Origin of the sequence: Pseudomonas sp. DVZ6 (genome assembly GCF_024259445.1) — a bacterium.
GTDB lineage: Bacteria > Pseudomonadota > Gammaproteobacteria > Pseudomonadales > Pseudomonadaceae > Aquipseudomonas > Aquipseudomonas peradeniyensis.
In genome coordinates this window covers 26,042-48,965 of the sequence record NZ_JANCLM010000045.1, presented here as the reverse complement: position 1 = coordinate 48,965, position 22,924 = coordinate 26,042, and the positions used below count along the sequence as shown (strand labels likewise).

Genomic DNA, 22,924 nt, shown 5'->3' with positions numbered 1-22,924 from the left:
GTCGGACCGGCCGGAAAGGGGCGCAAAGCGCCCCCGACAATATCTCAGGAGTGACTCAGTTCCGCATGCTCGTCGCCGCCCAGCACCTGCTGATCAGTCTGCTTGAGCAACTGGCTGGTAACCACCCCCGCCATCATCGAACCATTCACGTTCAGCGCCGTACGCCCCATGTCGATCAGCGGCTCCACCGAGATCAGCAAGGCCACCAGCTCCACCGGCAAGCCCATGGCCGGCAGCACGATCAGCGCAGCGAAGGTCGCCCCGCCACCCACGCCGGCCACACCGGCCGAACTCAGGGTGACGATGGCCACCAGAGTGGCGATCCACAGCGGGTCGAAGGTATTGATGCCCACGGCCGGGGCAACCATCACCGCAAGCATCGCCGGGTACAGCCCGGCGCAGCCGTTCTGGCCGATGGTCGCGCCGAACGAGGCGCTGAAGCTGGCGATCGACTGCGGCACGCCCAGGCGCTGCGTCTGCGCCTCGATGTTCAGCGGAATGCTGGCGGCGCTGGAGCGGCTGGTGAAGGCGAAGGTCAGCACCGGCCATACCTTGCGCAGGAAGCGCAGGGGGCTGACGCCGGTCAGCGCCAGGATCACCCCGTGGACCACGAACATCAGGCCCAGGCCGATGTACGACACCACCACGAAGCTGCCCAGCTTGAGGATGTCCTCGAGGTTGGAGCTGGCCACCACCTTGGTCATCAAGGCCAGCACGCCATAGGGGGTGAGTTTCATCACCAGGCGCACCAGGCGCATCACCCAGGCCTGCAGCACATCGATGGCCGACAGGGCGCGCTCGCCCTTGTCCTTGTCGTCCTTGATCAGCTGCAGCGCGGCCAGGCCCAGGAACACGGCGAAGATCACCACGCTGATGATCGAGGTCGGCTTGGCCCGGGCCAGGTCGCCCACCGGATTGGTCGGGATGAACGACAGCAGCAGTTGCGGGATGTTGAGGTCGGCGACCTTGCCCGCGTAGTCGTTGTGGATGGCTTGCAGGCGGGCGCTTTCCTGGGCACCGGCCACCAGCCCTTCGGCATTGAGGCCGAACAGGTTGGTCAGGACGATGCCGATCAGCGCGGCGATGGCGGTGGTCAGCAGCAGGGCGCCAATGCTCAGCACGCTGATCCGGCCCAGGCTCGAGGCGTTGTGCAGGCGCGCCACGGCGCTGAGGATCGAGGCGAAGATCAGCGGCATGACGATCATCTGCAGCAGGCCGACATAGCCGTTACCGACCAGGTCGAGCCAGCCGAGGGTAGCCTTGAGCACCGGGTGGCCGGCGCCATAGATCGTGTGCAGGACCAGGCCGAACACCACGCCCAGCACCAGGCCCAACAGCACTTTCTTGGCCAGGCTCCAGTCGGTGCGGCGGGTTTGCGCCAGGCCCAGCAGCAGGGCCAGGAACGCCAGCAGGTTGAGTGACAGCGGCAGGTTCATTGAAGCTCCAGGAAAAGGCGGAAGAGGCATCGCCTCTGTGAGCGATTACGAACGGAAATGCTAACAGCCTGAAAACAAACGAATTTATACCTAAAAGTAATTTGCATAGTCGTTTATGGAATAACGTCTGGTCGTTTTTGGCAATGAACATGACGTTTGCGGTTGTCTCGGGGTCGCTCACGCATGCCTGTTTGTCACAAATCAGGTCTAGGGTTGAGCGGCCACGTCTTTTGGAGAACCGCACATGATGTCTGCTCCGAGAATCCTTGCCGGCGGCCTGGCCCTGTTGCTGAGCGCCAGCAGCTGGGCGGCCACCGAGCTCAAGCATTGGCCCGCCGAGGCCGCGCAGAAGCTCGACGCGATGATTGCCGCCAACGCCAACAAGGGTAACTACGCGGTGTTCGACATGGACAACACCAGCTACCGCTTCGACCTCGAGGAAGCGCTGCTGCCGTTCATGGAGAACAAGGGCCTGCTGACCCGCGACAAGCTCGACCCCTCGCTCAAGCTGATCCCGTTCAAGGACACCGCCGAGCACAAGGAGAGCCTGTTCAGCTACTACTACCGCCTGTGCGAACTCGACGACATGGTCTGCTACCCCTGGGTAGCCCAGGTGTTCTCGGGCTTCACCCTCAAGGAGCTGAAGCAGCAGGTCGACGAGCTGATGGCTTCGGGCAAGCCGATCCCCAGCACCTATTTCGAGGGGGATCAGGTCAAGACCATCGAGGTGCAACCGCCCAAGGTGTTCACCGGCCAGGCCGAGCTGTACAACAAGCTGATGGAGAACGGCATCGAGGTCTATGTGATTTCCGCGGCCTCCGAAGAGCTGGTGCGCATGGTCGCCGCCGATCCCAAGTACGGCTACAACGTCAAACCGCAGAACGTGATCGGCGTGAGCCTGCTGCTCAAGGACCGCGCCAGTGGCCAGATGACCACGGCGCGCAAGCAGATCACTGCGGGGCAGTACGATCCCAAGGCCAATGAAGGCCTGGAACTGACCCCGTACCTGTGGACCCCGGCCACCTGGATGGCCGGCAAGCAGGCGGCCATCCTCACTTACATCGATGAGTGGAAGAAGCCGGTGCTGGTGGGCGGCGATACCCCGACCAGCGATGGTTACATGCAATTCCATGGTGTGGATGTGGGCAAAGGCGGCATCCACCTGTGGATAAATCGCAAGGCCAAGTACATGGACCAGTTGAACGGCATGATCGCCAAGAACGCGGCGGCCCAGGCCAGGGAAGGGTTGCCGGTGACTGCGGACAAGAACTGGGTGATCGTGACGCCGGAGCAGATTCAGTAACAAGTCGTCATGGCCCTGTCGCGGGGCTTGCCCCGCGATAGCGACAGACCAGGTCAGTCAGGATTAGGCACAATGCCCACACCCACCCAGATCATCAGCGACACCTTCGCCCTCTACGAGCGCCACGGCAGTGCCGATTACATCGGCGAAGCCATCACCCAGATCGAGCACATGTCCCAGGCCGCCCAGTTGGCCATGCAGGAGGGCTACGACGACGAAGTGGTCCTCGCCGCCTTCTTCCACGACATCGGCCACCTGTGCGAGGGCGAGGACATGGGCGGCTATGGCATCGTCAGCCATGAACGTATCGGTGCCGAGTACCTGCGCCGCTGCGGCTTCAGCGAGCGACTGGCGCGGCTGGTGCAGTATCACGTCGAGGCCAAGCGCTACCTGACCTTGCGCCAGCCCGGTTACTACGATCGCCTGAGCGAGGCCAGCCGGCGCACGCTGGCGTACCAGGGCGGGGTGATGAGCGACAGCGAAGCCGATGCTTTCGAGGCCGATCCTCTATTCCGGGTGAGTCTGCGCCTGCGCGAGTGGGACGAGATGGCGAAGCTGACCGGGGTGCCGGTGATGGATCTGGAGGTGCTGAAGAGTAAGGCTTTGGCGGTACTTTGATCGATTCGTTGTTTTCAAGGTGTTCGGCGTTAGAGTTGCAGCGCCTATCAGATCGAGCGCCGCCCGCGCGGCGCATCGCGGCACAAGGCCGCTCCTACATCTGTTTCGGGCCAGTCAATCCTGTGCCATTACCTGGTCCACCTTGTTGCTCCGACGCGGTCTCAGCGTGGACACCCCACCTGTCTCAAGACATGCACCAAGGCAGGCAACCATGGCCTGACAGGTTCGGCACGTTGCAACAAATGTAGGAGCGGCCTTGTGCCGCGATGCGCCGCGCGGGCGGCGCTCGATCTGATAGGCGCTGCAAGGGTAACGGCAGACACCTGAAGGCCCTCGCTCGGTCAAAGACCCTGAAAGGCTTGGCCGCAAGATCCCGCATCACTTCTCCAGATGCTCATGCTGTGCCTCTTACCATACTTCCCTTCCTGGCAGCCCACTCGTCGCAATAGTGGGTATGGTGTTGATAAACGCCGCTCGGTGGTTATACTAACCACCGAGCGGCCAGCCCAAGGAATGGGTTCATGAACAGCCGTGAAATGATTTCAGTGATCGAGGCGGATGGCTGGTACCTGGTGCGTTCGAAAGGCAGCCACCATCACTTCAAGCATCCCGAAAAGCCAGGCCTGGTCACCATCCCGCACCCAAAGAAAGACCTGCTGCCGGCCACTGCGGCCAGCATCCTGCGCCAGGCGCGGATCGGCTATGCCAGTTGACGAGGAGACCCATCACCATGTTGTTCCCCATTGCGATTCTCCCCGGTGACGATCAACACGCCTGGGGTGTTGAAGTCCCTGACATCCCGGGCTGTTTCTCGGCCGGCGAAGACCTCGACAACGCCATCGCCATGGCCCGCGAAGCCATCGAAGGCCACCTCGAACTGCTGGCCCAGGACCAGCAGGAGATCCCCAAGGCCAGCCTGGTCAGCGTACACGCAGCCAATCCGTCCTATGCCGGTTGTACCTGGGCGCTGATCGATATAGACATCACCCGTTACCTGGGCAAGGCCGAGAAGCTCAACATCACACTGCCAGCGTACCTGCTCACCCGCATCGATTCGTATGTGCAGAACCACCCGGAGCACAAGAGTCGCTCGGGTTTCCTGGCCGAGGCGGCGCTGAGGATTTTGCAGGGTGATTGCAAGTGATCAGCGGCTTGCATCCAAGGGCAGTCGCACACTGTCGGTACTCCAGCAGCAGCTCGCTGCCAGGATTGGTCGCGATAAGCTGGGCGATGCTCAGCCCCAAACCGCACTGGTCGGACTATGCGATCTGCAACGCCTTGGCCAAGTACCCATTGACCGGCGACACCTGTGACAGCCTCAACTGGCGATCAAGTGACTACATGTGTCAGGCCAGGGGATAGATGAGGCAGTAACGGACAAGCGCCTGCTCGATGCTTTGCTTCTGCCTCAAGACCAGCTCAACGGCCACCACTCGCCCGTCCTCGACGATCTCGTAGAACACACGGTAACCCGCAAGATTCAGTTCCCGGTAGTGCGCCACGCCCAGCTCGCTGGCCTGAGGACTGATGGGATAGGCGGCGGGTGCCATCGAGAGCTTGTGCTCAATGGCATCGATCAGGTTGGGGATCGTGTCGAGTGCTGCCGGGGCGCCGTTGTAGACCGCCAGATGATGAACCTGGTCCTCAAGGCTTTGTGACGCGGAGTCGGTGAAACGAATACTTGGCTTGGCCATGCGTTATCGCTTAGTCCTCGGCGAACTTCCTGGAAAGACGCGCCTTGAGATCGTCCGCAGAGCTGTGTTTGCCTTGAGCGTACTCGCGTGAGCCCATGGCCAGAAGCTTGACCAGGGCGATGGCTTCGTCGCGACGCTTGCGATCTGCATAGGATTCAATCACATACGCGGGTGTGCCATTCTGGGTGACCACCATGGGCTCTTCCAGGTCGAGGTCTGCGGCATGGCGCTTCAGGTAGCTGATAGTTTCGACTCTCATCTGAGTGTCCTCGAGTGCAGTGGAATGCATCGTAGTCCAAATTCAGACTGAATCAAGACCGTAGGTCTGGCAAGCCGCGTCAGCCAGTATTCGATGGGCGATCCACATGGCTGTCGATTGGCCTGTCAAGGCGATCATCCAATTGGTTCCAATCCTCCCCGAACAACTCCACCGGATGCATGGTTCGGTCCGCGCCGTTGCCGCACGCCAGTGCCTTGGCCGGGCAGTACAGGTCGCAGCCCCAGCAGATCCGTTCGGGATGGCTGGGGTTGCTGGGAAATCGCTTGGCCATGTCTCCCTCCATGAAGTGAATGCCTGCGCTCAGGCTATGCCGCGCATGGCCAAGGGGCTTGATCGGGGTCAATACCGCTAGCTGATCGGCCCGGGCGCCTGCACCTGTTTCATCAGGTCGTCGTTCCACTGGCCCTCGACCTGTACATGCGCGGCGGCGCCGAGCATCACCGCTTCGATCAGGTTGTGGTTGAGGTAGGTGTACAACCCGGGCTGGCGGAAGGTGTACAACGCAGCGCCTGCCGCGCCGCCGGGGATGAACCAGGTTTCCAGGTTGCGTTGCGGCGGGTTGGCGAACTTGCCCGAGGCCCAGACATAGTCGCCATGGCCGCCGATCAGGTGCGGGCGAGTGTCGCGGTTGGCCTGGGAATGGACGATCAGCACAGTCTCGCCGACCTTTGCGGTGAGCGCCTGCTTGCCGGTCAGGGCACCGACGCTGCCGTTGAACACCACATGGCTGGGCACCAGCCCTTTCATCAGCTGGCTCATGTCGCCGAAGCTGGCCATGGGGTTGGCGTAGCGCTTGTACTTGCCGTCCTTGTCGCGGGGGATGTAGTAGTCCTGCTCGCCGATGTACCAGACCTTGTCGTAGCGCAACGGCTGGCCCTCGGGGTCCTTCAGGCCGTCGCGGGGCAGGACCATGATCGCGCCGTTCATGCCGCACACCACATGCCAGGGAATCATCGCCCCACCCGGTGCGCAGTGATACACGAACACCCCGGCACGGTCGGCCTTGAAGCGCAATATCACTTGCTCGCCGGGCTTCACGTGGGTCAGCTCGCCGCCGCCGAGGGCGCCGGTGGAAGCGTGGAAGTCGATGTTGTGCATCATGCTGTTGCTGGCTGGGTTGACCAGGGTGAGCTCCACGTAGTCGCCCTCGTGCACCACCATCAGCGGGCCGGGAACCGAGCCGTTGAAAGTCATGGCGTGGATGTAGGCGCCGGCGGTGTCGATAGCCAGCTCCTTCTCCTCGATGACCATGCGGAACTCGACGATCCGCGGCTTGCCCTCGGCGCGTTGGGTATGGGCGTGGACTTGCGGCGGCGCCACCAGCTCGACGCTGACACGCTCCAGTTTCGCCAGGTCAACCGCCGGGTCCTGGCCCGGTACGGCGGTCGCGGCCTTTGCCAGGCCGCTGCCAAGCGCCGAGGCGCCGACGCCCAGCAACACGGTACCGGCCAGTATGCCGCGCCGGGTCAGGGACACGCCTTCTTGCTCATTCATGGGACTTCTCCTTAACTCGACGAAAGCCGTCGGGCACAGGAATAGCCGCTTTGAATGTAGGGTTTATTGAGGGAGAACAAGAAGTGGAGAGGGTGGGCAATGTGTCGCAGGGGCTGAAACGAAAAAGCCCCGACATTCGTCGAGGCTTTGAGGATGGTGCCGGCACCAGGAATCGAACCCGGGACCTACTGATTACAAGTCAGTTGCTCTACCATCTGAGCTATACCGGCACAGGGGCGTCATTATAGCGATGGATTTGCCGCTGTAAACCACTTCGTTGCATCCATCGCACATTCCCCTAAGTCACCGCGCACAAAGGAGAATTTTCCTACCAGCCGCGGTGGATCGAGTTGACGCTCGGTTCGGGCTGGCCCGGGTTGAAGAACAGCTTGCCGTTGTCGCAGCCGCGCTTGCGGCAGCTGCCGTCGGCGTTGTGCAGGGGCAGGCCGCGGTCGCCGCCCAGTTGCATGCCGGGCATGTTCCAGTTCAGCGGGGCGGGCTTGCTCGAAGGCGTGCCGCTGGCGCAGCCGGTCATGGCCAGGGCGAGGGTCAGCAGGGCGAAAGGCTTGGTGTGTTTCACGATGTTCGAGTCCGTTCCGGGATCAGTCTTTGTTCAGGATGCGCTGGATGGTGCCGCCGCAGGCCATGTAGCAGGAGTCGTAGTCATTGCCGCAACTGTAGCTGCTCCCCGTGTGGAAGGGGTAGCTCGGGTAGTGGCAACTGTGACGCGCTTCCTTCTTGCTCTTGCCGTTCTGGCAGTACTGGTAGGCCCTCATCTCGGCCTGGTACAGCGCACGTTCGCTGTTCTCCTGCAGGCGCGCCATCTGCTGGCAGTGGTTGCGCTCCGTCGAACAGCTGTTGATGCAATTCATGCCATGCGCGCTGGGCGGTGGCGAGTATCTATAGGTGTAGCTCGGGCCGCAGCCGGCCAGGGCCAAGGCCAGGCAGGCCAGCACGAGGGCGGCCAAACTGTTGTGGAAAAGTGCCATGGGTGTTGCAGTCCTTGATCATTCGTCGCTGAACTCCAGCAGATCGCCGGGCTGGCAGTTCAGGGCGCGACACAGCTTCTCCAGGGTCTCGATCTTGAAACCCTTGATCTTGCCGTTTTTCAGCAGCGACAGGTTCGCTTCCGTGATACCGATGATTTCCGCCAGGTCCTTGGAACGCATCTTGTTCCGGGCCATGACGACGTCGAGGCGGATGATTATCGGCATAGGAAGCAGTCAGACATAACAGTTGTGTTCATCGCTGATGGTCTTGGCGTCACGCATGAGCAGCGAGAAGGCACACAGCAGGATGCCTTTCATGATCTCGTAGACAGCCTGCGATGATACACCGATCGAGAAGCTGAAGCTCCTTTCGCCGGCCGGCAGGTCGATGGCCAGGGCCAGGCCCTGCAAGGTATAGGTCACCGGCCACAGCAACGGGGTGAAGATGCACAGCAGGCCGACCCACCAGAGCAGCTTGATATTGTCCGAGGTCCAGGTCTGGCCACGGGACAGCCGATGGAAGAACAGGCCGGTCAGGCAGAGGGCGATGACGGAAATCATCGTCGGGATCATGTCCACCACCAATACCAGGCCGATGGCCAGGGGGGATGCCTGGTAGCCGGGTTCCAGCAGCAGGGGCATCTGGTCGCCGTAGGCTTGCAGGTAGCCGTTGAGCATGTCGGGGAAATCGAAAATAAAAAGCAACGGGGTGATCGTCAGCTCGACGATCGCGGTTGTCCACGCCAGGTAGGCGGCGAATGCGCCGATGGTGCGTAGGCGCGAACGCGCATAGGCCACGGATCTACTGTTCATGGGGTGCCTCCGTACAGTGATGAACGGGGCGGATTATTCTTGAATAATTATCGTAAAACAATAATTAATTTTGTTATTTGGCCTGTGGCGACGGTTTGTCGCAGGAGGAGGGAGTAGGCATGGCACCGGCCTTGCCGGTGATCGCGGGGCTAGCCCGCTCCCACGCTGAGGAAGCTTGCCTACGCTATAGAGCAGTCGCAGGGTCATCCCTATAGGAACGACTGTGGGGAATATAATTTACGAAGCTTTCAGCAGGCTTTAAGAGGATAAATCTGGAGGCACGCAATTTTTCGCGAGAAATATTTAGTCTTAGCCTATCGTTTTGACTTAATCGATCAGCTCAGCTAATCTTGTGTTCATTATGTTGAACAGTAAAGCTTTCAAGCTCCTCTCTTCCTCCCGCCTGGTTTCCCGTGAGCGTCACTGGACCGGCGACCTCTAGCGCCACCCTCCCTCTACAGCCGTAAACGTCTCTGTCTGGTGCCGATGCCTGTGCGCTCGGTTGCTGTCGCCCATGGGAGGGCATCATGCGTTCCTGGATCTACCTGATCGTCGCCATCACCTTCGAGGTGATCGGCACGGCGTCGATGAAACTCGCCGCCACCCATTTCCCCGTGCTGGGGCATGCCGTCATGTACGTCATGATCTGTCTGTCGTATTTCTTCCTGGCCCTGGCGGTCAAGCGTGTGCCGGTGGGTGTCGCCTACGCGCTGTGGGAGGGGTTCGGTATCGTGCTGATCACCTTGATCAGCGTGCTCTGGCTCGGCGAAAGCCTGGGCTGGACCAAGGCCCTGGGCCTGGCGGTGATGATCGCCGGCATCTTGCTGGTCAAGGCCGGCACCCGGGCCAAGGCTGTCGAACGTGAAGGGGAGGCCGTGCCATGCTGATGCCATTTGCCTGGCTGGGCCTGGCCATCGTGCTGGAAGTCCTGGCCAACCTGTTGCTCAAGTATTCCGACGGTTTCCGCCGCAAGGGCCTGGGCGTGGCCTCGATCCTCTGCGTGCTGGCGGCGTTCACCGCGCTGGCCCAGGCGGTCAAGGACATCGACCTGTCGCTGGCCTACGCGATCTGGGGTGGCTTCGGCATTCTCGCCACCGTGGCCATGGGTTGGGCCCTGTTCGGTCAGCGCCTGGCCGGGCGCGGCTGGCTCGGCCTGGTGCTGCTGCTGGTAGGCATGAGCTTGCTCAAACTGGCTTGACAACACCCCCGCCAAAGCGCTTGGCCGAATGGTTTATGCACAATGGGCATTGGCCGCTTGCGCGAAAGGCATGCCGGCCAGCGCTACCATCGGTCTTTGCGCAAAGTCCTGTTTTTACTGGCTTTGACGCCCATGGTGGAATAAGCAAAGCAGCGCAAATAGCCGCTGGATCCAAGATTTGGTGATTTTCATCACAAGCTTGTTCACAGAGTTATCCACAGGCTGTCAACCGTGCTGCGGCGCTGTGTCACGCTCGCCTAGCAGCAGCAGGTTGCGGGGCGTCAGCGGGTAATCGCAGAACACCCCGACACGCACCACGTAGCCTTGCTCCTGAAGGAACAGGGCGCGGTCGAGCACCAGCCACATTTCCAGGGGGCGGCGGAACAGATTGCGAACCAGCTCGAGGTTGCGCACCTCGGCCAGGCGTCGCTGGCCTGCGGCTTCCAGGGTGGCCCAGTCGGGGTTGCCGTTGATCGTGACCTGCTTGAGTTCGGCCAGGTCGCGGCAGTACTGCTCGAAGGGTTTTGCCAGCCAGCTGACCGGCAGCGATGGCGTGGGCAGGTAGCCGTCGATGCCACGTTGCTGGCGCTGCAAGAGGTCGAAGCCCAGGCGGCGGGCCATTGAGGTGTCGCGCTGGCGGCGGGTGCGCAGGCTGGAGGTGACCGCCTCGCTCAGCGGCAGGCCCAGGTCTTCCTGGGTCAAGGCTAGCGCCGAGGCCCGGGCGGCGCCGGAGAGTGGCTGATAGGCCTTGCCCTGGATGCGGTTGTAGCAGCAGGGCGCAACGGCGATCTGCCGGCAACCCTGCTGGCTTGCCAGCTCTATGAGCCGGACATGCAGGTCGCCGCAGGCGTGCAGGGCGACCGCGCTCTTGTCGCCGTTCAGGTGGCGGGCGCTGTCGGCGGCCATGACGTCCTGGTGTACGTGGGTGGCGGGCAGGTGGTGATGCTCGCTCAGGGCCTTGCCGGCGCTGACCAGTTCAGCGTCGTACTCCAGGCAGGTCAGTTGCTGGTCGGTCTGCAACAGGCGACGGCCCAGGTGGCCTTTGCCGGAACACCAGTCGAGCCAGTGCCGGGCGGGTTGGCTGAACGCCAGGCGACGGCTGAAGGCTTCGATCTGCTGCCACTTGCGGCCGGGGACACCGACATCGAGGCGGTGGCCGGCGGGATGCAGGCCGGCATCGGGCAGCTCGCCGACGGCGGACAGCTGCGCGGCTTCGGCGGCCAGTTGTGGGAAGGGGGGCGGGGCCTCGGAGGTTTCGGAGGATTCGGCTTGCTCGAGGGTGCGTTGGCGCAGCCAATGGGACAGTTGCGGGTGCTGGTCTTCCCACGCCAGGCGCAGGTGGGTGAACGGGCGTGGGTGCCACAGGGGCTGGTGGCGGGTGAGGAAGCGGTCGAGGGCCTGGAAGCGCTCGAGGAGCTGGTTGGTTTGCAGGATGGGGGGTGTGGTCATTCGAGCACCGGGGCGCTAGCGAGAGGGGCTGCTGCGCAGCCCATCGCGGCACAAGGCCGCTCCTACAGAGAGGGGGCCGCGTGCGGCCCCGGGTTCAACGTCCCTGGCAGGCATCCACGCGCAGCCAGCGCTCCAGCACCTTGAAGCCCTGCACCAGCACGAACGAGATCAGCAGGTAGAACACCCCGGCGGCAAAGAAGATCTCCACCGGCAGGTAGGTCCGGGCAATGATGGTCCGCGCCATGCCGGTCAGTTCCAGCAGCGTCACGGTACTGGCCAGGGCGCTGGCCTTGAGCATCAGGATCACTTCGTTGCTGTAGGCCGGCAGGCCGATGCGCGTGGCGCGCGGCAGCATGATGTACAGCAGCGTCTTGCCCCGCGACATGCCCAGCGCCCGGGCCGCCTCGATCTCGCCCTTGGGGATCGCCTGCAGGGCGCCGCGCAGGATCTCGGCGATATAGGCGGCAGTATGCAGGGTCATGGTCAGCACCGTGCACCAGAACGGATCGCGCAGGTACGGCCACAGCGAACTGTTGCGCACTGCGTCGAACTGGGCCAGGCCGTAGTAGACCAGGAACAGCTGCACCAGCAGCGGTGTGCCGCGGAAGAAGAAGATGTAGCCGTAGGGCAGGGCGCGCACGTACCAGTGCCGCGAAGAGCGCGCCACACCCAGCGGAATGGCCAGGATCAGGCCGGCGATGACGGCGATGGCCACCAGCTCCAGGGTCAGGGTCGCGCCCTGGGCCAGGCGTGGCAGCCACTTGATGATGACTTCCCAGTTCATTTACTCGGCCCTCATGAAGCCGCGAGCGGCGCGCTTTTCCAGGAAGTGCATGCCGATCATCGCGATGATGGTCAGGCCCAGGTAGATGCAGGCGGCGACCGCGTAGAAGGTGAACGGCTCCTTGCTCACGGTCACGCCGATCTGCGCGTGGCGCATGATTTCTTCAAGGCCGATCACCGACACCAGCGCGGTGTCCTTCATCAGGATCATGAACAGGTTGCCCAGGCCCGGCAGGGCGATGCGCCACATCTGCGGGAGGATGATCCGCGAGAGGATGCGACCCTTGGACAGGCCCAGTGCCAGGCCCGCTTCACGGTGTCCCTTGGGGATGGCCAGGATCGCGCCGCGGAACACTTCCGTGGCGTAGGCGCCGAAGCACAGGCCGAGGGCGATCACCCCGGCGGTGAAGGCGCTGAGCTCCAGGCCCGGCATGTTCAGCAGCTCGCCCAGGCTGTTCATCAGTCCGACGGTGCCGAAGTAGATGAGCAGCACCCAGAGCAGTTCGGGTACGCCGCGCACCAGTGTGGAATAAGTGCCGCCAAGCCATTGCAAGGGCTTGACCGGCGAGGTCTTGGCCAGGGCGCCGAGCAGGCCCAGGACCAGCCCCAGCAGCAAGGCGCAGAGCGCCAGTTTTACGGTCATCAGGGTACCGGCCATCATGGCCGGGCCGAATCCGTGCAGGTCGATATTCATGGGTAAGTTTGTTCAAGGGACAGGCATCGCCAGGGCGGCGATGCCTGTCGGGGCGAATCAATAGATGCTGAACGGGAAGTACTTGTCGTTGATCTTCTTGTAGGTGCCGTCGGCGACAATTTCCTTCAGTGCGGCGTTGAGCTTGTTGCGCAGCTCATTGTCGCCTTTGCGCACGGCAATGCCGACCTTATCGCTTTCGTTCACCGGGTCGCCTTTGAACTCGTAGTTCTTGCCGGCTTCGGATTTCAGCCAGTCGTAGTTGGCGTACTTGTCGGCGAGGATGGCATCGACGCGGCCGGAGGTGAGGTCGAGGTAGGCATTTTCCTGGCCATCATACAGGTTGACCTTGAACTCACCGTCCATGCCGCCGTTATCGTCCAGCCAGGTAGCCGCCTGGGTGGCGCGCTGGGTGCCGATGGTCTTGCCCTTGAGCGAAGCGCGGTCGGTCTTGAAGTCGACGTTTTTCGGTGCGATGAACTGCTGCTTGTTCGAGTAGTAGGGGTCGGTGAAGTCGACGGCCTGCTTGCGTTCGTCGGTGATCGACAGCGAGGAGATGATGAAGTCGGACTTCTTGGCGTTCAGCGCCGGGATGATGCCGTCCCAGTCGGAGACGGCCACTTCGCATTCGACCTTCATCTTGGCGCACAGGGCGTCACCGATATCCTTGTCGAAGCCGACCACCTGGCCGCTGGCATCCTTGTTGTTGAAGGGCGGGTAGGCCGCCTCGATGCCCATTTTCAGTTTCTCGGCTGCCATGGCATTGGCCGAGAACACCAGGGTGGCGGCAGCGGCCAGGAGGAATTTCTTGTAGGTCTGCATTCGTGTTGCTCCGTTAGCGGTGGCTGGACATGAATTGCTTGCAACGCGCCGAGGTCGGGTTCTCGAAGACCTGCTGCGGCGATCCCTGCTCTTCGACCAGGCCCTGGTGCAGGAAGACCACTTCACTGGACACCTGGCGGGCAAAGTTCATCTCGTGCGTCACCAGCAGCATGGTACGGCCTTCTTCGGCCAATGCGCGGATGACGTTAAGCACTTCCTGGACCATTTCCGGATCGAGCGCCGAGGTCGGCTCGTCGAACAGGATGACCTTGGGCTTCATGGCCAGGGTACGGGCGATGGCGGCACGCTGTTGCTGGCCACCGGAAAGCTGGGCGGGGTAGCTGTGGCGCTTGTCGAAGATGCCGACCTTGTTCAGCAGCGCCTCGGCGTGCTCGGTGGCCTCGGCCTTGCTCTGGCCGAGCACGCGGCGCGGCGCCTCGATGATGTTGTCGAGGATCGACATGTGCGGCCACAGGTTGAAATTCTGGAAGACGAAGCCGATCTCGCTGCGCAGGCGGTTGATCTGGCGGTTGTCGGCGGCGATCAGGTCGCCGTTTTTCTGCGCCTTGAGCTTGAGGGACTCGCCGGCGACGATGATTTCGCCCTGGTGCGGGTTCTCCAGCAGGTTGATGCAGCGCAGCAGGGTGGACTTGCCAGAGCCGGATGAGCCGAGGATGGAGATCACGTCACCGTCGCGCGCGGTCAGCGAAATGCCCTTGAGAATTTCCTGCTCGCCATAGCGTTTGTGCAGGTTGCGGATTTCCAGCGCGGGCGTGGCCTGGGCCATGTGCGGTCCTCATGTGTTCGGGTGCGTTCCCAGCTGTTGGCGGCCTTCCTGGCGAGCGCCACGCTAGCATAGCGGCGCAACGGCGGCCAACCGGGTCGCGGGGGGCTCGGGTCGCTGGTGGGACAGTTTGTCGCATCGCTGCAGTGGACTGTCGCCAGGATATCCGCATTGGCGTTCTGCCCAGCACCGGAGCTTTGATGAAAAAAGGCGCGATGGTGCCAGCTTTGTTCCTATCTGGGAAGCCGTTTTTGGCCGGGTGGCACTGTGTCGCGGGTTATGCGGGTTCGAGGTTGCGCCTTGAGGTTGCGCTTTGCCGTGTCCTGAATTTGTGCCCAGGTGTTACCGAGGGGCACCTTTGGTGCGTTTGTAAGTGGGTATTTCAGTAATCCCAACTTGGCATGGGGATTTGACGACCTTTCGGTCAAAGCTTGGCACAATGCCCTGCAAGCCGCGTCGTTCTTGGTTACAGAAACATTTCAGACGAAAGCCATTCTCAGCTGGCCCGCTTATTGCCATCCCGAAACCACTGAATGCAGCGACGCCCACTCACACCCCGGCGCGCTGGCCAGTCATTCGTGTAGTCCACCTCCTTACAAAGGTAGTTTTATGAGCGGTAACAATTCCAATGACCTCGCTCAGGGGCTCAAGCAACGGCATGTGACCATGCTGTCGATTGCCGGCGTGATCGGCGCCGGCCTGTTCGTCGGCTCCGGCCATGCCATCGCTGCCGCCGGCCCTGCCGTGCTGTTGGCCTACGCCGCCGCCGGTACCCTGGTGGTGCTGGTAATGCGCATGCTCGGCGAAATGGCGGTCGCCTCGCCTGACACCGGTTCCTTCTCCACCTACGCCGATCGCGCCATCGGGCGCTGGGCCGGTTTCACCATCGGTTGGCTGTACTGGTGGTTCTGGGTCCTGGTGATCCCGCTGGAAGCCAACGCCGCCGCCGCTATCCTGCATGCCTGGTTCCCGTCGGTGGACCTGTGGGCGTTCTCCCTGATCATTACCCTGGCGCTGACCGTCACCAACCTGTTCAGCGTGAAGAACTACGGTGAGTTCGAGTTCTGGTTCGCCCTGCTCAAGGTGCTGGCGATCATCGGCTTCATCGTCGTCGGTTGCGCGGCCATGTTCGGCATGGTGCCGAGCAGCCAGGTCAGCGGCATCAGCCACCTGTTCGATACCCAGGGCTTCATGCCCAACGGCCTGGGCGCGGTGCTGGCCGCGATGCTGACCACCATGTTCTCGTTCATGGGTACCGAGATCGTTACCATCGCCGCCGCCGAGTCGAAAGACCCGGGTCGCCAGATCAGCAAGGCCACCAACTCGGTGATCTGGCGTATCTGCCTGTTCTACCTGGTGTCGATCTTCCTGGTCGTGGCCATGGTGCCTTGGAACGATCCGACCCTCGCCGAGAAAGGTTCCTACCAGACCGTCCTCAGCCTGATCGGCGTGCCGAATGCCAAGCTGATCGTCGACATCGTCGTGCTGATCGCCGTGACCAGCTGCCTGAACTCGGCGCTGTACACCTCTTCGCGCATGCTGTTCTCCCTGAGCAAGCGTGGCGACGCCCCGGCCATCGCCCAGCGCACCACCAAGGCGGGCACCCCGCACTGGGCCGTGCTGCTCTCCACCGCCGCGGCCTTCCTGTGCGTGTTCGCCAACTTCCTGGCCCCGGCCGCGGTGTTCGAGTTCCTGCTGGCCAGCTCCGGCGCCATCGCCCTGCTGGTGTACCTGGTGATCGCCGTGTCGCAACTGCGCATGCGTGCCCAGCGTGAAGCCAAGGGCGAGAAGATCTCGTTCAAGATGTGGATGTTCCCGGGCCTGACCTGGGCGACCATCGCCTTCATCATTGCCATCCTGGTGGTGATGGCGCTGCGTGAGGATCACCGTGCCGAGATCATCGCCACGGCCATCCTGAGCATTGGTGTGGTGGCGGCTGGCCTGCTGCTGCACCGCAAGCGTGGCGCTGCTGCGCGGGTGGCGCTGGATAGCTGATCCGCTGGTGTGAAATGCAAAGGCCGCGTCCTGTGAGGGGCGCGGCCTTTTTGTTTGCCTGTGAGGCCCGCTCCCACAAGGATCGCACAAGCCTGAAAGGCGATAGGGAATCTGTGGGGGCGGGTTTACCCGCGAAGAGGCCGGCGCAAGTTGAGCGTCACTATCAGCCGAACTGCTTCTGCTGTTGCTGCTGCCTGGCCACGACCTCCGAGGCGGTGACATAGGCGTCCTGGAACTCGTCGCTCTCCAGCCAGGCCATGGTCGCATCCTCGTCGATGCCGTCGAGCCACGCGCGGTAGGCGGTGAACACCAGGACGATGTAGTCGGTGGCGTGTTCTTCCTTGTGGCCCTTGAGCACCAGCGCCAGCAGTGGGTCGACCAGGAATACCGAGATCATCGGCACCAGGCCGCCTTCCTGGGCTTCCTTCATTTTCACGAACAGGCTGTCGTAGCTGCCCGACTCCATGGCCTTGTTGAACACCTGCTCGACGCTGGCGCTGTCGCCGGCACTGGCCTTGACTGCCTGGCCGCTGCGCACCATGCGGTTCTGCTTGGCCTTGGTGGCGGCGCGCTTGGCGCGTTTCTGTTGTTTGGTGTTGGTGGCCATGGGGGCGGATCCTTGGACGACTGGTAAAGGCGCGTATTGAAGCGTAGTTGCCAGGGAAACCCAAGCAGGTATTCGAGATCGCCGGGGCGCTCTGCGCCCCTTTCGCGACATAAGGCCCGCAAAGCGGGCCCAGGATCTCAGAGGGTCTTGTTCGGCCCGATCATCCGCGCCAGGCCAAGGTTCTTCAGCGCCAGTTGCAGCGAGCTGTGGATAACCTGCGGGTTGTCATGGCTCATGGCGTCGGCCAGCAGTTCCCTGGCCTTGCTCAGGTTGATCTGGCGCAGCATCCACTTCACCTTCGGCAGGTTGGTGGCGTTCATCGACAGGCTGTCGAAGCCCATGGCCATCAGCAGGATCGCCGCGGCCGGGTCGCCGGCCATCTCACCGCAGATGCTCACCGGCTTGCCTTCCTCGTGGGCGACGCTGACCACGGTCTGCAACGCCTGCAGCACCGCCGGGTGCAGGTAGTCGTACAGGTCAGCGACCCGCGGGTTGTTGCGGTCGACCGCCAGCAGGTACTGGGTCAGGTCGTTGGAGCCGACCGAGAGGAAGTCGACCTGGCGCGCCAGCTCGCGGGTCTGGTACACGGCGGCGGGAATTTCCACCATCACCCCCACCGGCGGCATCGGCACGTCGGTGCCTTCGTCGCGCACCTCGCCCCAGGCGCGGTGGATCAGGTGCTGGGCTTCTTCCAGTTCGTGGATGCCGGAAATCATCGGCAGCAGGATGCGCAGGTTGTTCAGGCCCTCGCTGGCCTTGAGCATGGCGCGGGTCTGCACCAGGAAGATTTCCGGGTGATCGAGAGTGACGCGGATGCCGCGCCAACCGAGGAACGGGTTCTCTTCCTTGATCGGGAAGTACGACAGCGACTTGTCGCCGCCGATGTCGAGGCTGCGCATGGTTACCGGCAGCGGGTGGAACGCCTGCAGCTGCTCGCGGTAGATCGCCAGCTGTTCCTTCTCGCTGGGGAAGCGCTGGTTGATCATGAACGGCACTTCGGTGCGGTACAGGCCGACGCCTTCGGCGCCGCGCTGCTGGGCGCGGGCCACGTCGGCGAGCAGGCCGGTGTTGACCCACAGCGGCATGCGATGGCCGTCCGGGGTGATGCACGGCAGTTCGCGCAGGGCGTCGAGGCCCTTGGCCAGTTCGCGCTCCTCCTCGACCACATCGCTGTATTGCTTGCGCAGCACTTCACCCGGGTTGGTGAACACCTCGCCCTTGTAGCCGTCGACGATCATCTCGATGCCGTCGGCCTTCGAATACGGCAGGTCGACCACACCCATGACGGTGGGGATACCCATCGCCCGGGCGAGGATCGCCACGTGGGAGTTGCCCGAGCCGAGTACCGAGACCAGGCCCACCAGCTTGCCTTCCGGCACCTCGCCGAGCATGGCGGGGGTCAGCTCCTCGCTGACCAGGATGGTGTTGTCCTCATAGACCAGCGACTGCGAGCGGGCCTCCTGGAGATACGCCAGCAGGCGCCGGCCCAGGTCCTTGACGTCCGAGGCACGCTCGCGCAGGTAGTCGTCGTCCATCAGCTCGAAGCGGTTGACGTGCTCGCCGACCACCTGGCGCAGGGCACCCTGGGCCCACTGGCCGGTCTTGATGACCTCGACCACCTCGCCACCGAGGGCGGCGTCCTCGAGCATCATCAGGTAGACGTCGAACAACGCGCGCTCTTCGGGGCGCAGCTGGGTGGCGAGCTTGGCCGACAGCTTGCGCATGTCCTCGCGCACGCCTTCGAGGGCGTTGTTGAACAGCTTGAGTTCGGTGTCTATGTCTTCGACGGTGCGATCCGGCACCACCTCGAGGTCGGCGGGCGGCAGCATCACCACCGAGCGGCCGACGGCAGCGCCCGGGGAGCCCGGCACGCCGACGAAGCGGGCTTCCTGGATACCCTTGCCCTGGCGGCCCAGGCCGCGGATCGAGCCAGTGGCCTCGGCGTGGGCGATAACCCCGGCGAGCTGGGCGCTCATGGTGACCAGGAAAGCTTCTTCGCCCTCGTCGAACTGGCGGCGCTCCTTCTGCTGGATGACCAGTACCCCCACCACGCGGCGGTGGTGGATGATCGGCGCACCGAGGAAGGAGGCGAATTTTTCTTCGCCGGTCTCGGCGAAGTAGCGGTAGCGGGGGTGGTCGGCGGCGTTCTCGAGGTTCAACGGCTCCTCGCGGGTGCCGACCAGGCCGACCAGGCCCTCGTTGGGGGCCATGCTGACCTTGCCGATGGAGCGCTTGTTCAGGCCCTCGGAGGCCATCAGCACGAAGCGGTTGCTGTCCGGGTCGAGCAGGTAGACCGAGCAGACCTGGCTGCCCATCGCCTCCTTGACGCGCAAGACAATGATACCCAACGCCGTCTTGAGATCTTTGGCGGAGTTCACTTCCTGGACGATCTTGCGCAGCGTATTGAGCATGGCTCGGGGTCGGACTCCGTCGTCAGTCGCGCGTCAGCAGGCGCGGGGCTAGCTCTTTCAGGGCGCGGCGGTAGACCTCGCGCTTGAATGTCACCACCTGGCCCAGCGGATACCAGTAGCTGACCCAGCGCCAGCCATCGAATTCCGGTTTGCCGGTGAGGTCCATGCGCACCCGTTGCTCATTGCTCACCAGGCGCAGCAGGAACCACTTCTGTTTCTGGCCGATGCACAGCGGCTGGCTGTGGGTGCGCACCAGGCGCTGGGGTAAACGATAACGCAACCAGCCACGGGTGCAGGCAAGAATTTCCACGTCCTGGCGTTCCAGGCCCACTTCTTCGTTCAGCTCGCGGTACAGGGCATCTTCCGGCGTCTCGTCAGGGTTGATGCCACCCTGGGGAAACTGCCAGGCATCCTGGTTGATCCGCCGAGCCCATAGCACCTGCCCGGCATCATTCGTGAGAATGATCCCGACATTGGGGCGAAAACCATCCGGGTCGATCACGGCAGCAACCTCGCAAACGCATGTCACCGCATTGTTCCACAAAGCCTGAGCGCGCAGCAACGCGCCCGCCAAGCTTATGTGCAGCGAGGTGAAAACTCCGTATTGTGCGGGGCTCTTCCGTGGCTGATGCGAGTGACCGCGATGCGCCTGGCTTTATTCGACCTGGACAATACCCTCCTCGGTGGTGACAGCGACCACGCCTGGGGTGACTACCTGTGCGAGCGGGGCATTCTCGACCCGGTCGCCTACAAGCAACGCAACGACGCCTTCTACCAGGACTACCTCAACGGCACCCTGGACATGCAGGCCTACCTGGCCTTCTCCATGGAAATCCTCGCGGCCAGCGAACCTGCGCAGCTGGAGCAGTGGCACCGCGAGTTCATGCGTGACTGCATCGAGCCGATCATCCTGCCCAGGGCCGAAGCCCTGTTGCGCCAGCACCGCGAGGCCGGCGACCAGCTGGTGATCATCACCGCCACCAACCGCTTCGTCACAGCGCCCATTGCCCGCCGCCTGGGTGTGCGTACCTTGCTGGCGACCGAGTGCGAGGTGCGCGATGGTCGCTATACCGGGCGTAGCACCGATATACCCTGTTTCCGTGAAGGCAAGGTGACGCGGCTTGCGCGCTGGATGCTGGAGAACGGGTTCGATCTGGAAGGCAGCTACTTCTACAGCGACTCGCTGAACGATGTGCCGTTGCTGGAGGTGGTGGCGAACCCGGTGGCGGTGGATCCGGATCCGAGGCTGCGGGTCGAGGCCGAGCGGCGGGGGTGGCAGGTTATTTCGTTGCGCGATTGAGGGCGCGGGGCCGCTTTGCGGCCCTTTCGCGGCACGAGGCCGCTCCTACAGGGGGCTGTGATTGCTTGTAGGAGCGGCCTTGTGCCGCGAGGGAGGGCGGAGCCCTCCTGCTGTCTCAGATCGGCTTGGCGCCCATCAAGCCGGCAATGGACAGGAAGCAGACGCCACTGAACACCGCCAATGCCAAGGTGAACTTCAAACCCACGGTTTCAGCCTTGCGCAGCCGGTTCAGGCGTACCACCAGCCACCACACGGCAAGCGCGCCAAGCGTATAGATGACGCTGGACGCCAGTACCCAGGTCTGCCCCAGCGGCCAGCCGACCAGGTGCACCAGCCACCAGCCGGTGAACGGCATGCTCACCAGGCACAGCCCCATCAGCAGCCAGACGAACACCAGCGGTCGGCGCAACAGTTTGCCGTAGGCCTCGGCATCGCCCTGGCGGCGGGCGCGGACAGTCCAGGTCGCGAGGCCCAGTGCGCCCAGCAGCAACAGGGCAGTGGCGAGGATGTGCAGGGTCTTGAGGGTGGTCAGGTGTTCCATGTCTTCATCGTCCTTCAGCAGGGTAATTCGCGCCCGTCTCTTCGCGGGTAAACCCGCTCCCACAGGTGACGCGCCAACCTTGTGGGAGCGGGTTTACCCGCGAAGGACCATACGCCCAGCTTAGTCAGTTAACCCAAGAACAGCCGGTAAGCCGGGTTCTCGGTCTCGTCCCAGTACGGATAGCCGATCTTGGCCAGCGCCGCCGGCACCAGGTGGCGCTCGTCCTCCGGTACCTGCAGGCCCGCGACCACCCGGCCATCGGCGGCGCCGTGGTTGCGGTAGTGGAACATCGAGATGTTCCAGCGCCCACCCAGCTTGTTGAGGAAGTTGAACAGCGCACCCGGCCGCTCGGGGAACTCGAAGCGCAGCACCATCTCGTCGCTGGCTCCGGCCGAGTGGCCGCCGACCATGTGGCGGATGTGCAGCTTGGCCAGCTCGTTGTCGGTCAGGTCGGTAACCGGGAAGCCTTGCTCGATCAACTGCTGGACCAACACCGCGCGCGGGTCGGTTTCCGGGTGGGTCTGCACGCCGACGAAGATATGCGCCTCGTCCGAGGTGTGCTTGCGGTAGTTGAATTCGGTGATCTGGCGCTTGCCGATGGCTTCGCAGAAGGCCTTGAAGCTGCCCGGACGCTCCGGGATGGTCACGGCGATGATCGCCTCGCGCTTCTCGCCCAGTTCAGCGCGCTCGGCCACATGGCGCAGGCGGTCGAAATTGACGTTGGCGCCCGAGTCGATGGCCACCAGGGTCTGCCCGGCGACGCCCTTGAGCTCGACGTACTTCTTGATGCCGGCTACGCCCAGCGCGCCGGCAGGTTCGGTGATCGAGCGGGTATCGTCGTAGATATCCTTGATCGCTGCGCAGATTTCGTCGGTGCTGACGGTGATCACCTCGTCCACATGGTGACGGCAGATGTCGAAGGTATGCTGGCCGATCTGCGCCACCGCCACGCCATCGGCGAACAGCCCGACCTGTGGCAGCACCACGCGCTCACCCGCGGCCATGGCCGCCTGCAGGCAGTTGGAGTCGTCCGGCTCGACGCCGATCACCTTGATCTCGGGGCGCAGGTATTTCACGTACGCGGCGATGCCAGCGATCAGCCCGCCGCCGCCGACCGGCACGAAGATCGCATCCAGCTGGCCCGGGTGCTGGCGCAGGATTTCCATGGCCACCGTGCCTTGCCCGGCGATGGTGTGCGGATCGTCGTAGGGGTGGATGTAGACGAAGCCCTTCTCCTCCACCAGCTTCAGCGAGTAGGCCAGCGCCTCGGGGAAGGTGTCACCGTGCAGCACCACCTTGCCGCCCCGGGACCGCACGCCTTCGATCTTGATCTCCGGGGTGGTCTTGGGCATGACGATGGTCGCCTTGATCCCCAGCTCCCGCGCCGCCAGGGCCAGGCCCTGGGCGTGGTTGCCGGCCGAAGCGGTGACCACGCCGCGGGCCAGTTCCTCGGCGCTCAGTTGCGCCAGCTTGTTGTAGGCCCCGCGGATCTTGAACGAGAACACCGGCTGCAGGTCCTCGCGCTTGAGCAGCACCGTGTTGCCCAGGCGCTTGCTCAACTGCCCGGCGCTGTGCAGCGGGGTTTCGACGGCAACGTCGTAGACGCGCGAGGTGAGGATCTTCTTGACGTACTGTTCGAGCATCGGAAAGCATCACTGGGCCGCGGGACAAGGGCTGGGAGTCTACCCCAGCGTCACGTCGGGCGACCACAGCAAA

27 protein-coding genes and 1 tRNA gene are annotated in these 22,924 nt (G+C 63.2%); 8 read left to right on the top strand and 20 right to left on the bottom strand.

Annotation, left to right across the window (positions count from 1 at the left end; genetic code table 11):
* Positions 1-44: 44 nt before the first annotated feature.
* Entirely contained in the window at positions 45-1,436 is a 1,392-nt protein-coding gene (locus NMG10_RS22420; RefSeq protein ID WP_254465163.1) for an L-cystine transporter, read from the bottom strand.
* A gap of 244 nt (positions 1,437-1,680) precedes the next feature.
* On the opposite strand from NMG10_RS22420, the gene NMG10_RS22415 reads away from it, so the two are divergent.
* The 4 genes from NMG10_RS22415 (at position 1,681) to NMG10_RS22400 (ending at position 4,501) form a co-directional block, all read left to right on the top strand.
* Complete coding sequence (locus tag NMG10_RS22415) at positions 1,681-2,739, top strand: haloacid dehalogenase-like hydrolase (protein ID WP_274235420.1); 1,059 nt, start codon at positions 1,681-1,683, stop codon at positions 2,737-2,739.
* A gap of 72 nt (positions 2,740-2,811) precedes the next feature.
* Positions 2,812-3,357: a phosphonate degradation HD-domain oxygenase gene (locus tag NMG10_RS22410; protein WP_232854868.1), complete on the top strand. Its 546-nt coding sequence runs from the start codon at positions 2,812-2,814 to the stop codon at positions 3,355-3,357.
* 521 nt (positions 3,358-3,878) lie between these two features.
* Positions 3,879-4,070, top strand: a complete 192-nt coding sequence (locus NMG10_RS22405; RefSeq protein WP_050703388.1) for a type II toxin-antitoxin system HicA family toxin — start codon at positions 3,879-3,881, stop codon at positions 4,068-4,070.
* Positions 4,071-4,087: 17 nt separating this feature from the next.
* Positions 4,088-4,501 carry a type II toxin-antitoxin system HicB family antitoxin gene (locus NMG10_RS22400; protein ID WP_050703389.1) on the top strand — a complete coding sequence of 138 codons (414 nt, stop codon included), beginning with the start codon at positions 4,088-4,090 and terminating at the stop codon, positions 4,499-4,501.
* Positions 4,502-4,703: 202 nt separating this feature from the next.
* Here NMG10_RS22400 and NMG10_RS22395 read toward each other — a convergent pair whose 3' ends face one another.
* From NMG10_RS22395 to NMG10_RS22355, 9 genes are all read right to left on the bottom strand, one after another.
* Complete coding sequence (locus NMG10_RS22395; RefSeq protein ID WP_254465161.1) at positions 4,704-5,051, bottom strand: type II toxin-antitoxin system RelE/ParE family toxin; 348 nt, start codon at positions 5,049-5,051, stop codon at positions 4,704-4,706.
* A 10-nt stretch (positions 5,052-5,061) separates the two neighbouring features.
* Positions 5,062-5,310 (bottom strand): type II toxin-antitoxin system Phd/YefM family antitoxin, encoded by a 249-nt coding sequence (locus tag NMG10_RS22390; RefSeq protein ID WP_203648638.1) that lies wholly within the window; start codon positions 5,308-5,310, stop codon positions 5,062-5,064.
* Between the two features lie 79 nt (positions 5,311-5,389).
* A complete protein-coding gene (locus tag NMG10_RS22385; protein WP_254465160.1) occupies positions 5,390-5,602 on the bottom strand; it encodes a DUF3079 domain-containing protein in 213 nt (70 codons plus the stop codon).
* A gap of 77 nt (positions 5,603-5,679) precedes the next feature.
* A complete protein-coding gene (gene nirK / locus NMG10_RS22380; protein WP_254465159.1) occupies positions 5,680-6,825 on the bottom strand; it encodes a copper-containing nitrite reductase in 1,146 nt (381 codons plus the stop codon).
* 154 nt (positions 6,826-6,979) lie between these two features.
* Positions 6,980-7,055, bottom strand: a tRNA-Thr gene (locus NMG10_RS22375).
* A 98-nt stretch (positions 7,056-7,153) separates the two neighbouring features.
* Positions 7,154-7,360 carry a hypothetical protein gene (locus NMG10_RS22370; protein WP_051555605.1) on the bottom strand — a complete coding sequence of 69 codons (207 nt, stop codon included), beginning with the start codon at positions 7,358-7,360 and terminating at the stop codon, positions 7,154-7,156.
* 67 nt (positions 7,361-7,427) lie between these two features.
* Positions 7,428-7,814 (bottom strand): hypothetical protein, encoded by a 387-nt coding sequence (locus NMG10_RS22365; RefSeq protein WP_203648624.1) that lies wholly within the window; start codon positions 7,812-7,814, stop codon positions 7,428-7,430.
* A gap of 18 nt (positions 7,815-7,832) precedes the next feature.
* Positions 7,833-8,039 (bottom strand): helix-turn-helix transcriptional regulator, encoded by a 207-nt coding sequence (locus tag NMG10_RS22360; protein ID WP_023629980.1) that lies wholly within the window; start codon positions 8,037-8,039, stop codon positions 7,833-7,835.
* 9 nt (positions 8,040-8,048) lie between these two features.
* A complete protein-coding gene (locus NMG10_RS22355) occupies positions 8,049-8,627 on the bottom strand; it encodes a hypothetical protein (RefSeq protein ID WP_203648623.1) in 579 nt (192 codons plus the stop codon).
* A gap of 527 nt (positions 8,628-9,154) precedes the next feature.
* On the opposite strand from NMG10_RS22355, the gene NMG10_RS22350 reads away from it, so the two are divergent.
* The gene (locus NMG10_RS22350; RefSeq protein ID WP_028688477.1) at positions 9,155-9,514 is read left to right on the top strand and encodes a multidrug/spermidine efflux SMR transporter subunit MdtJ; all 360 of its coding nucleotides are present in this window, start codon (positions 9,155-9,157) and stop codon (positions 9,512-9,514) included.
* Positions 9,508-9,825: a multidrug/spermidine efflux SMR transporter subunit MdtI gene (mdtI, locus tag NMG10_RS22345; protein ID WP_050703396.1), complete on the top strand. Its 318-nt coding sequence runs from the start codon at positions 9,508-9,510 to the stop codon at positions 9,823-9,825. Before NMG10_RS22350 ends, mdtI begins: the two co-directional genes overlap by 7 nt.
* 225 nt (positions 9,826-10,050) lie before the next feature.
* Here the strand turns inward: mdtI and NMG10_RS22340 are convergent, their stop codons facing one another.
* From NMG10_RS22340 to NMG10_RS22320, 5 genes are all read right to left on the bottom strand, one after another.
* A complete protein-coding gene (locus NMG10_RS22340; RefSeq protein WP_254465158.1) occupies positions 10,051-11,274 on the bottom strand; it encodes a methyltransferase in 1,224 nt (407 codons plus the stop codon).
* A 94-nt stretch (positions 11,275-11,368) separates the two neighbouring features.
* The gene (locus NMG10_RS22335; protein WP_232854873.1) at positions 11,369-12,058 is read right to left on the bottom strand and encodes an ABC transporter permease; all 690 of its coding nucleotides are present in this window, start codon (positions 12,056-12,058) and stop codon (positions 11,369-11,371) included.
* A complete protein-coding gene (locus tag NMG10_RS22330) occupies positions 12,059-12,751 on the bottom strand; it encodes an ABC transporter permease (protein WP_203648618.1) in 693 nt (230 codons plus the stop codon). It lies immediately after the preceding gene.
* Positions 12,752-12,808: 57 nt separating this feature from the next.
* Positions 12,809-13,570 (bottom strand): ABC transporter substrate-binding protein, encoded by a 762-nt coding sequence (locus NMG10_RS22325; protein WP_110734354.1) that lies wholly within the window; start codon positions 13,568-13,570, stop codon positions 12,809-12,811.
* Between the two features lie 13 nt (positions 13,571-13,583).
* Positions 13,584-14,357: an ABC transporter ATP-binding protein gene (locus tag NMG10_RS22320; RefSeq protein WP_203648616.1), complete on the bottom strand. Its 774-nt coding sequence runs from the start codon at positions 14,355-14,357 to the stop codon at positions 13,584-13,586.
* A gap of 606 nt (positions 14,358-14,963) precedes the next feature.
* On the opposite strand from NMG10_RS22320, the gene gabP reads away from it, so the two are divergent.
* Complete coding sequence (gene gabP / locus NMG10_RS22315; RefSeq protein ID WP_203648614.1) at positions 14,964-16,349, top strand: GABA permease; 1,386 nt, start codon at positions 14,964-14,966, stop codon at positions 16,347-16,349.
* A 163-nt stretch (positions 16,350-16,512) separates the two neighbouring features.
* Here gabP and NMG10_RS22310 read toward each other — a convergent pair whose 3' ends face one another.
* The 3 genes from NMG10_RS22310 to NMG10_RS22300 form a co-directional block, all read right to left on the bottom strand.
* A complete protein-coding gene (locus NMG10_RS22310) occupies positions 16,513-16,956 on the bottom strand; it encodes a hypothetical protein (protein WP_203648604.1) in 444 nt (147 codons plus the stop codon).
* Positions 16,957-17,093: 137 nt separating this feature from the next.
* Positions 17,094-19,367, bottom strand: coding sequence for a phosphoenolpyruvate--protein phosphotransferase (gene ptsP / locus NMG10_RS22305; protein ID WP_254465157.1), 2,274 nt, complete (start codon positions 19,365-19,367; stop codon positions 17,094-17,096).
* A gap of 22 nt (positions 19,368-19,389) precedes the next feature.
* A complete protein-coding gene (locus tag NMG10_RS22300) occupies positions 19,390-19,869 on the bottom strand; it encodes an RNA pyrophosphohydrolase (protein WP_028688498.1) in 480 nt (159 codons plus the stop codon).
* A gap of 141 nt (positions 19,870-20,010) precedes the next feature.
* Here NMG10_RS22300 and NMG10_RS22295 point away from each other — a divergent pair, with 141 nt between their 5' ends.
* Positions 20,011-20,667 (top strand): HAD family phosphatase, encoded by a 657-nt coding sequence (locus NMG10_RS22295; protein WP_254465156.1) that lies wholly within the window; start codon positions 20,011-20,013, stop codon positions 20,665-20,667.
* A 115-nt stretch (positions 20,668-20,782) separates the two neighbouring features.
* Here the strand turns inward: NMG10_RS22295 and NMG10_RS22290 are convergent, their stop codons facing one another.
* Positions 20,783-21,208, bottom strand: a complete 426-nt coding sequence (locus NMG10_RS22290) for a DUF2269 family protein (protein ID WP_254465155.1) — start codon at positions 21,206-21,208, stop codon at positions 20,783-20,785.
* A gap of 128 nt (positions 21,209-21,336) precedes the next feature.
* Complete coding sequence (gene ilvA / locus NMG10_RS22285; protein WP_203648598.1) at positions 21,337-22,851, bottom strand: threonine ammonia-lyase, biosynthetic; 1,515 nt, start codon at positions 22,849-22,851, stop codon at positions 21,337-21,339.
* Positions 22,852-22,924: the final 73 nt, after the last annotated feature.

Bases quoted from the DNA above. Each gene is read 5' to 3' on its own strand.
- NMG10_RS22385 (WP_254465160.1), bottom strand. From the start codon at position 5,602: ATGGCCAAGCGATTTCCCAGCAACCCCAGCCATCCCGAACGGATCTGC.
- gabP (WP_203648614.1), top strand. From the start codon at position 14,964: ATGAGCGGTAACAATTCCAATGACCTCGCTCAGGGGCTCAAGCAACGG.
- NMG10_RS22330 (WP_203648618.1), bottom strand. From the start codon at position 12,751: ATGAATATCGACCTGCACGGATTCGGCCCGGCCATGATGGCCGGTACC.
- NMG10_RS22320 (WP_203648616.1), bottom strand. From the start codon at position 14,357: ATGGCCCAGGCCACGCCCGCGCTGGAAATCCGCAACCTGCACAAACGC.
- NMG10_RS22340 (WP_254465158.1), bottom strand. From the start codon at position 11,274: ATGACCACACCCCCCATCCTGCAAACCAACCAGCTCCTCGAGCGCTTC.
- NMG10_RS22370 (WP_051555605.1), bottom strand. From the start codon at position 7,360: ATGACCGGCTGCGCCAGCGGCACGCCTTCGAGCAAGCCCGCCCCGCTG.
- NMG10_RS22405 (WP_050703388.1), top strand. From the start codon at position 3,879: ATGAACAGCCGTGAAATGATTTCAGTGATCGAGGCGGATGGCTGGTAC.
- NMG10_RS22360 (WP_023629980.1), bottom strand. From the start codon at position 8,039: ATGCCGATAATCATCCGCCTCGACGTCGTCATGGCCCGGAACAAGATG.
- NMG10_RS22325 (WP_110734354.1), bottom strand. From the start codon at position 13,570: ATGCAGACCTACAAGAAATTCCTCCTGGCCGCTGCCGCCACCCTGGTG.
- NMG10_RS22410 (WP_232854868.1), top strand. From the start codon at position 2,812: ATGCCCACACCCACCCAGATCATCAGCGACACCTTCGCCCTCTACGAG.
- NMG10_RS22365 (WP_203648624.1), bottom strand. From the start codon at position 7,814: ATGGCACTTTTCCACAACAGTTTGGCCGCCCTCGTGCTGGCCTGCCTG.
- NMG10_RS22415 (WP_274235420.1), top strand. From the start codon at position 1,681: ATGATGTCTGCTCCGAGAATCCTTGCCGGCGGCCTGGCCCTGTTGCTG.
- NMG10_RS22355 (WP_203648623.1), bottom strand. From the start codon at position 8,627: ATGAACAGTAGATCCGTGGCCTATGCGCGTTCGCGCCTACGCACCATC.
- NMG10_RS22400 (WP_050703389.1), top strand. From the start codon at position 4,088: ATGTTGTTCCCCATTGCGATTCTCCCCGGTGACGATCAACACGCCTGG.
- NMG10_RS22395 (WP_254465161.1), bottom strand. From the start codon at position 5,051: ATGGCCAAGCCAAGTATTCGTTTCACCGACTCCGCGTCACAAAGCCTT.
- ilvA (WP_203648598.1), bottom strand. From the start codon at position 22,851: ATGCTCGAACAGTACGTCAAGAAGATCCTCACCTCGCGCGTCTACGAC.
- NMG10_RS22335 (WP_232854873.1), bottom strand. From the start codon at position 12,058: ATGAACTGGGAAGTCATCATCAAGTGGCTGCCACGCCTGGCCCAGGGC.
- ptsP (WP_254465157.1), bottom strand. From the start codon at position 19,367: ATGCTCAATACGCTGCGCAAGATCGTCCAGGAAGTGAACTCCGCCAAA.
- NMG10_RS22290 (WP_254465155.1), bottom strand. From the start codon at position 21,208: ATGGAACACCTGACCACCCTCAAGACCCTGCACATCCTCGCCACTGCC.
- NMG10_RS22350 (WP_028688477.1), top strand. From the start codon at position 9,155: ATGCGTTCCTGGATCTACCTGATCGTCGCCATCACCTTCGAGGTGATC.
- mdtI (WP_050703396.1), top strand. From the start codon at position 9,508: ATGCTGATGCCATTTGCCTGGCTGGGCCTGGCCATCGTGCTGGAAGTC.
- NMG10_RS22420 (WP_254465163.1), bottom strand. From the start codon at position 1,436: ATGAACCTGCCGCTGTCACTCAACCTGCTGGCGTTCCTGGCCCTGCTG.
- nirK (WP_254465159.1), bottom strand. From the start codon at position 6,825: ATGAATGAGCAAGAAGGCGTGTCCCTGACCCGGCGCGGCATACTGGCC.
- NMG10_RS22310 (WP_203648604.1), bottom strand. From the start codon at position 16,956: ATGGCCACCAACACCAAACAACAGAAACGCGCCAAGCGCGCCGCCACC.
- NMG10_RS22390 (WP_203648638.1), bottom strand. From the start codon at position 5,310: ATGAGAGTCGAAACTATCAGCTACCTGAAGCGCCATGCCGCAGACCTC.
- NMG10_RS22295 (WP_254465156.1), top strand. From the start codon at position 20,011: ATGCGCCTGGCTTTATTCGACCTGGACAATACCCTCCTCGGTGGTGAC.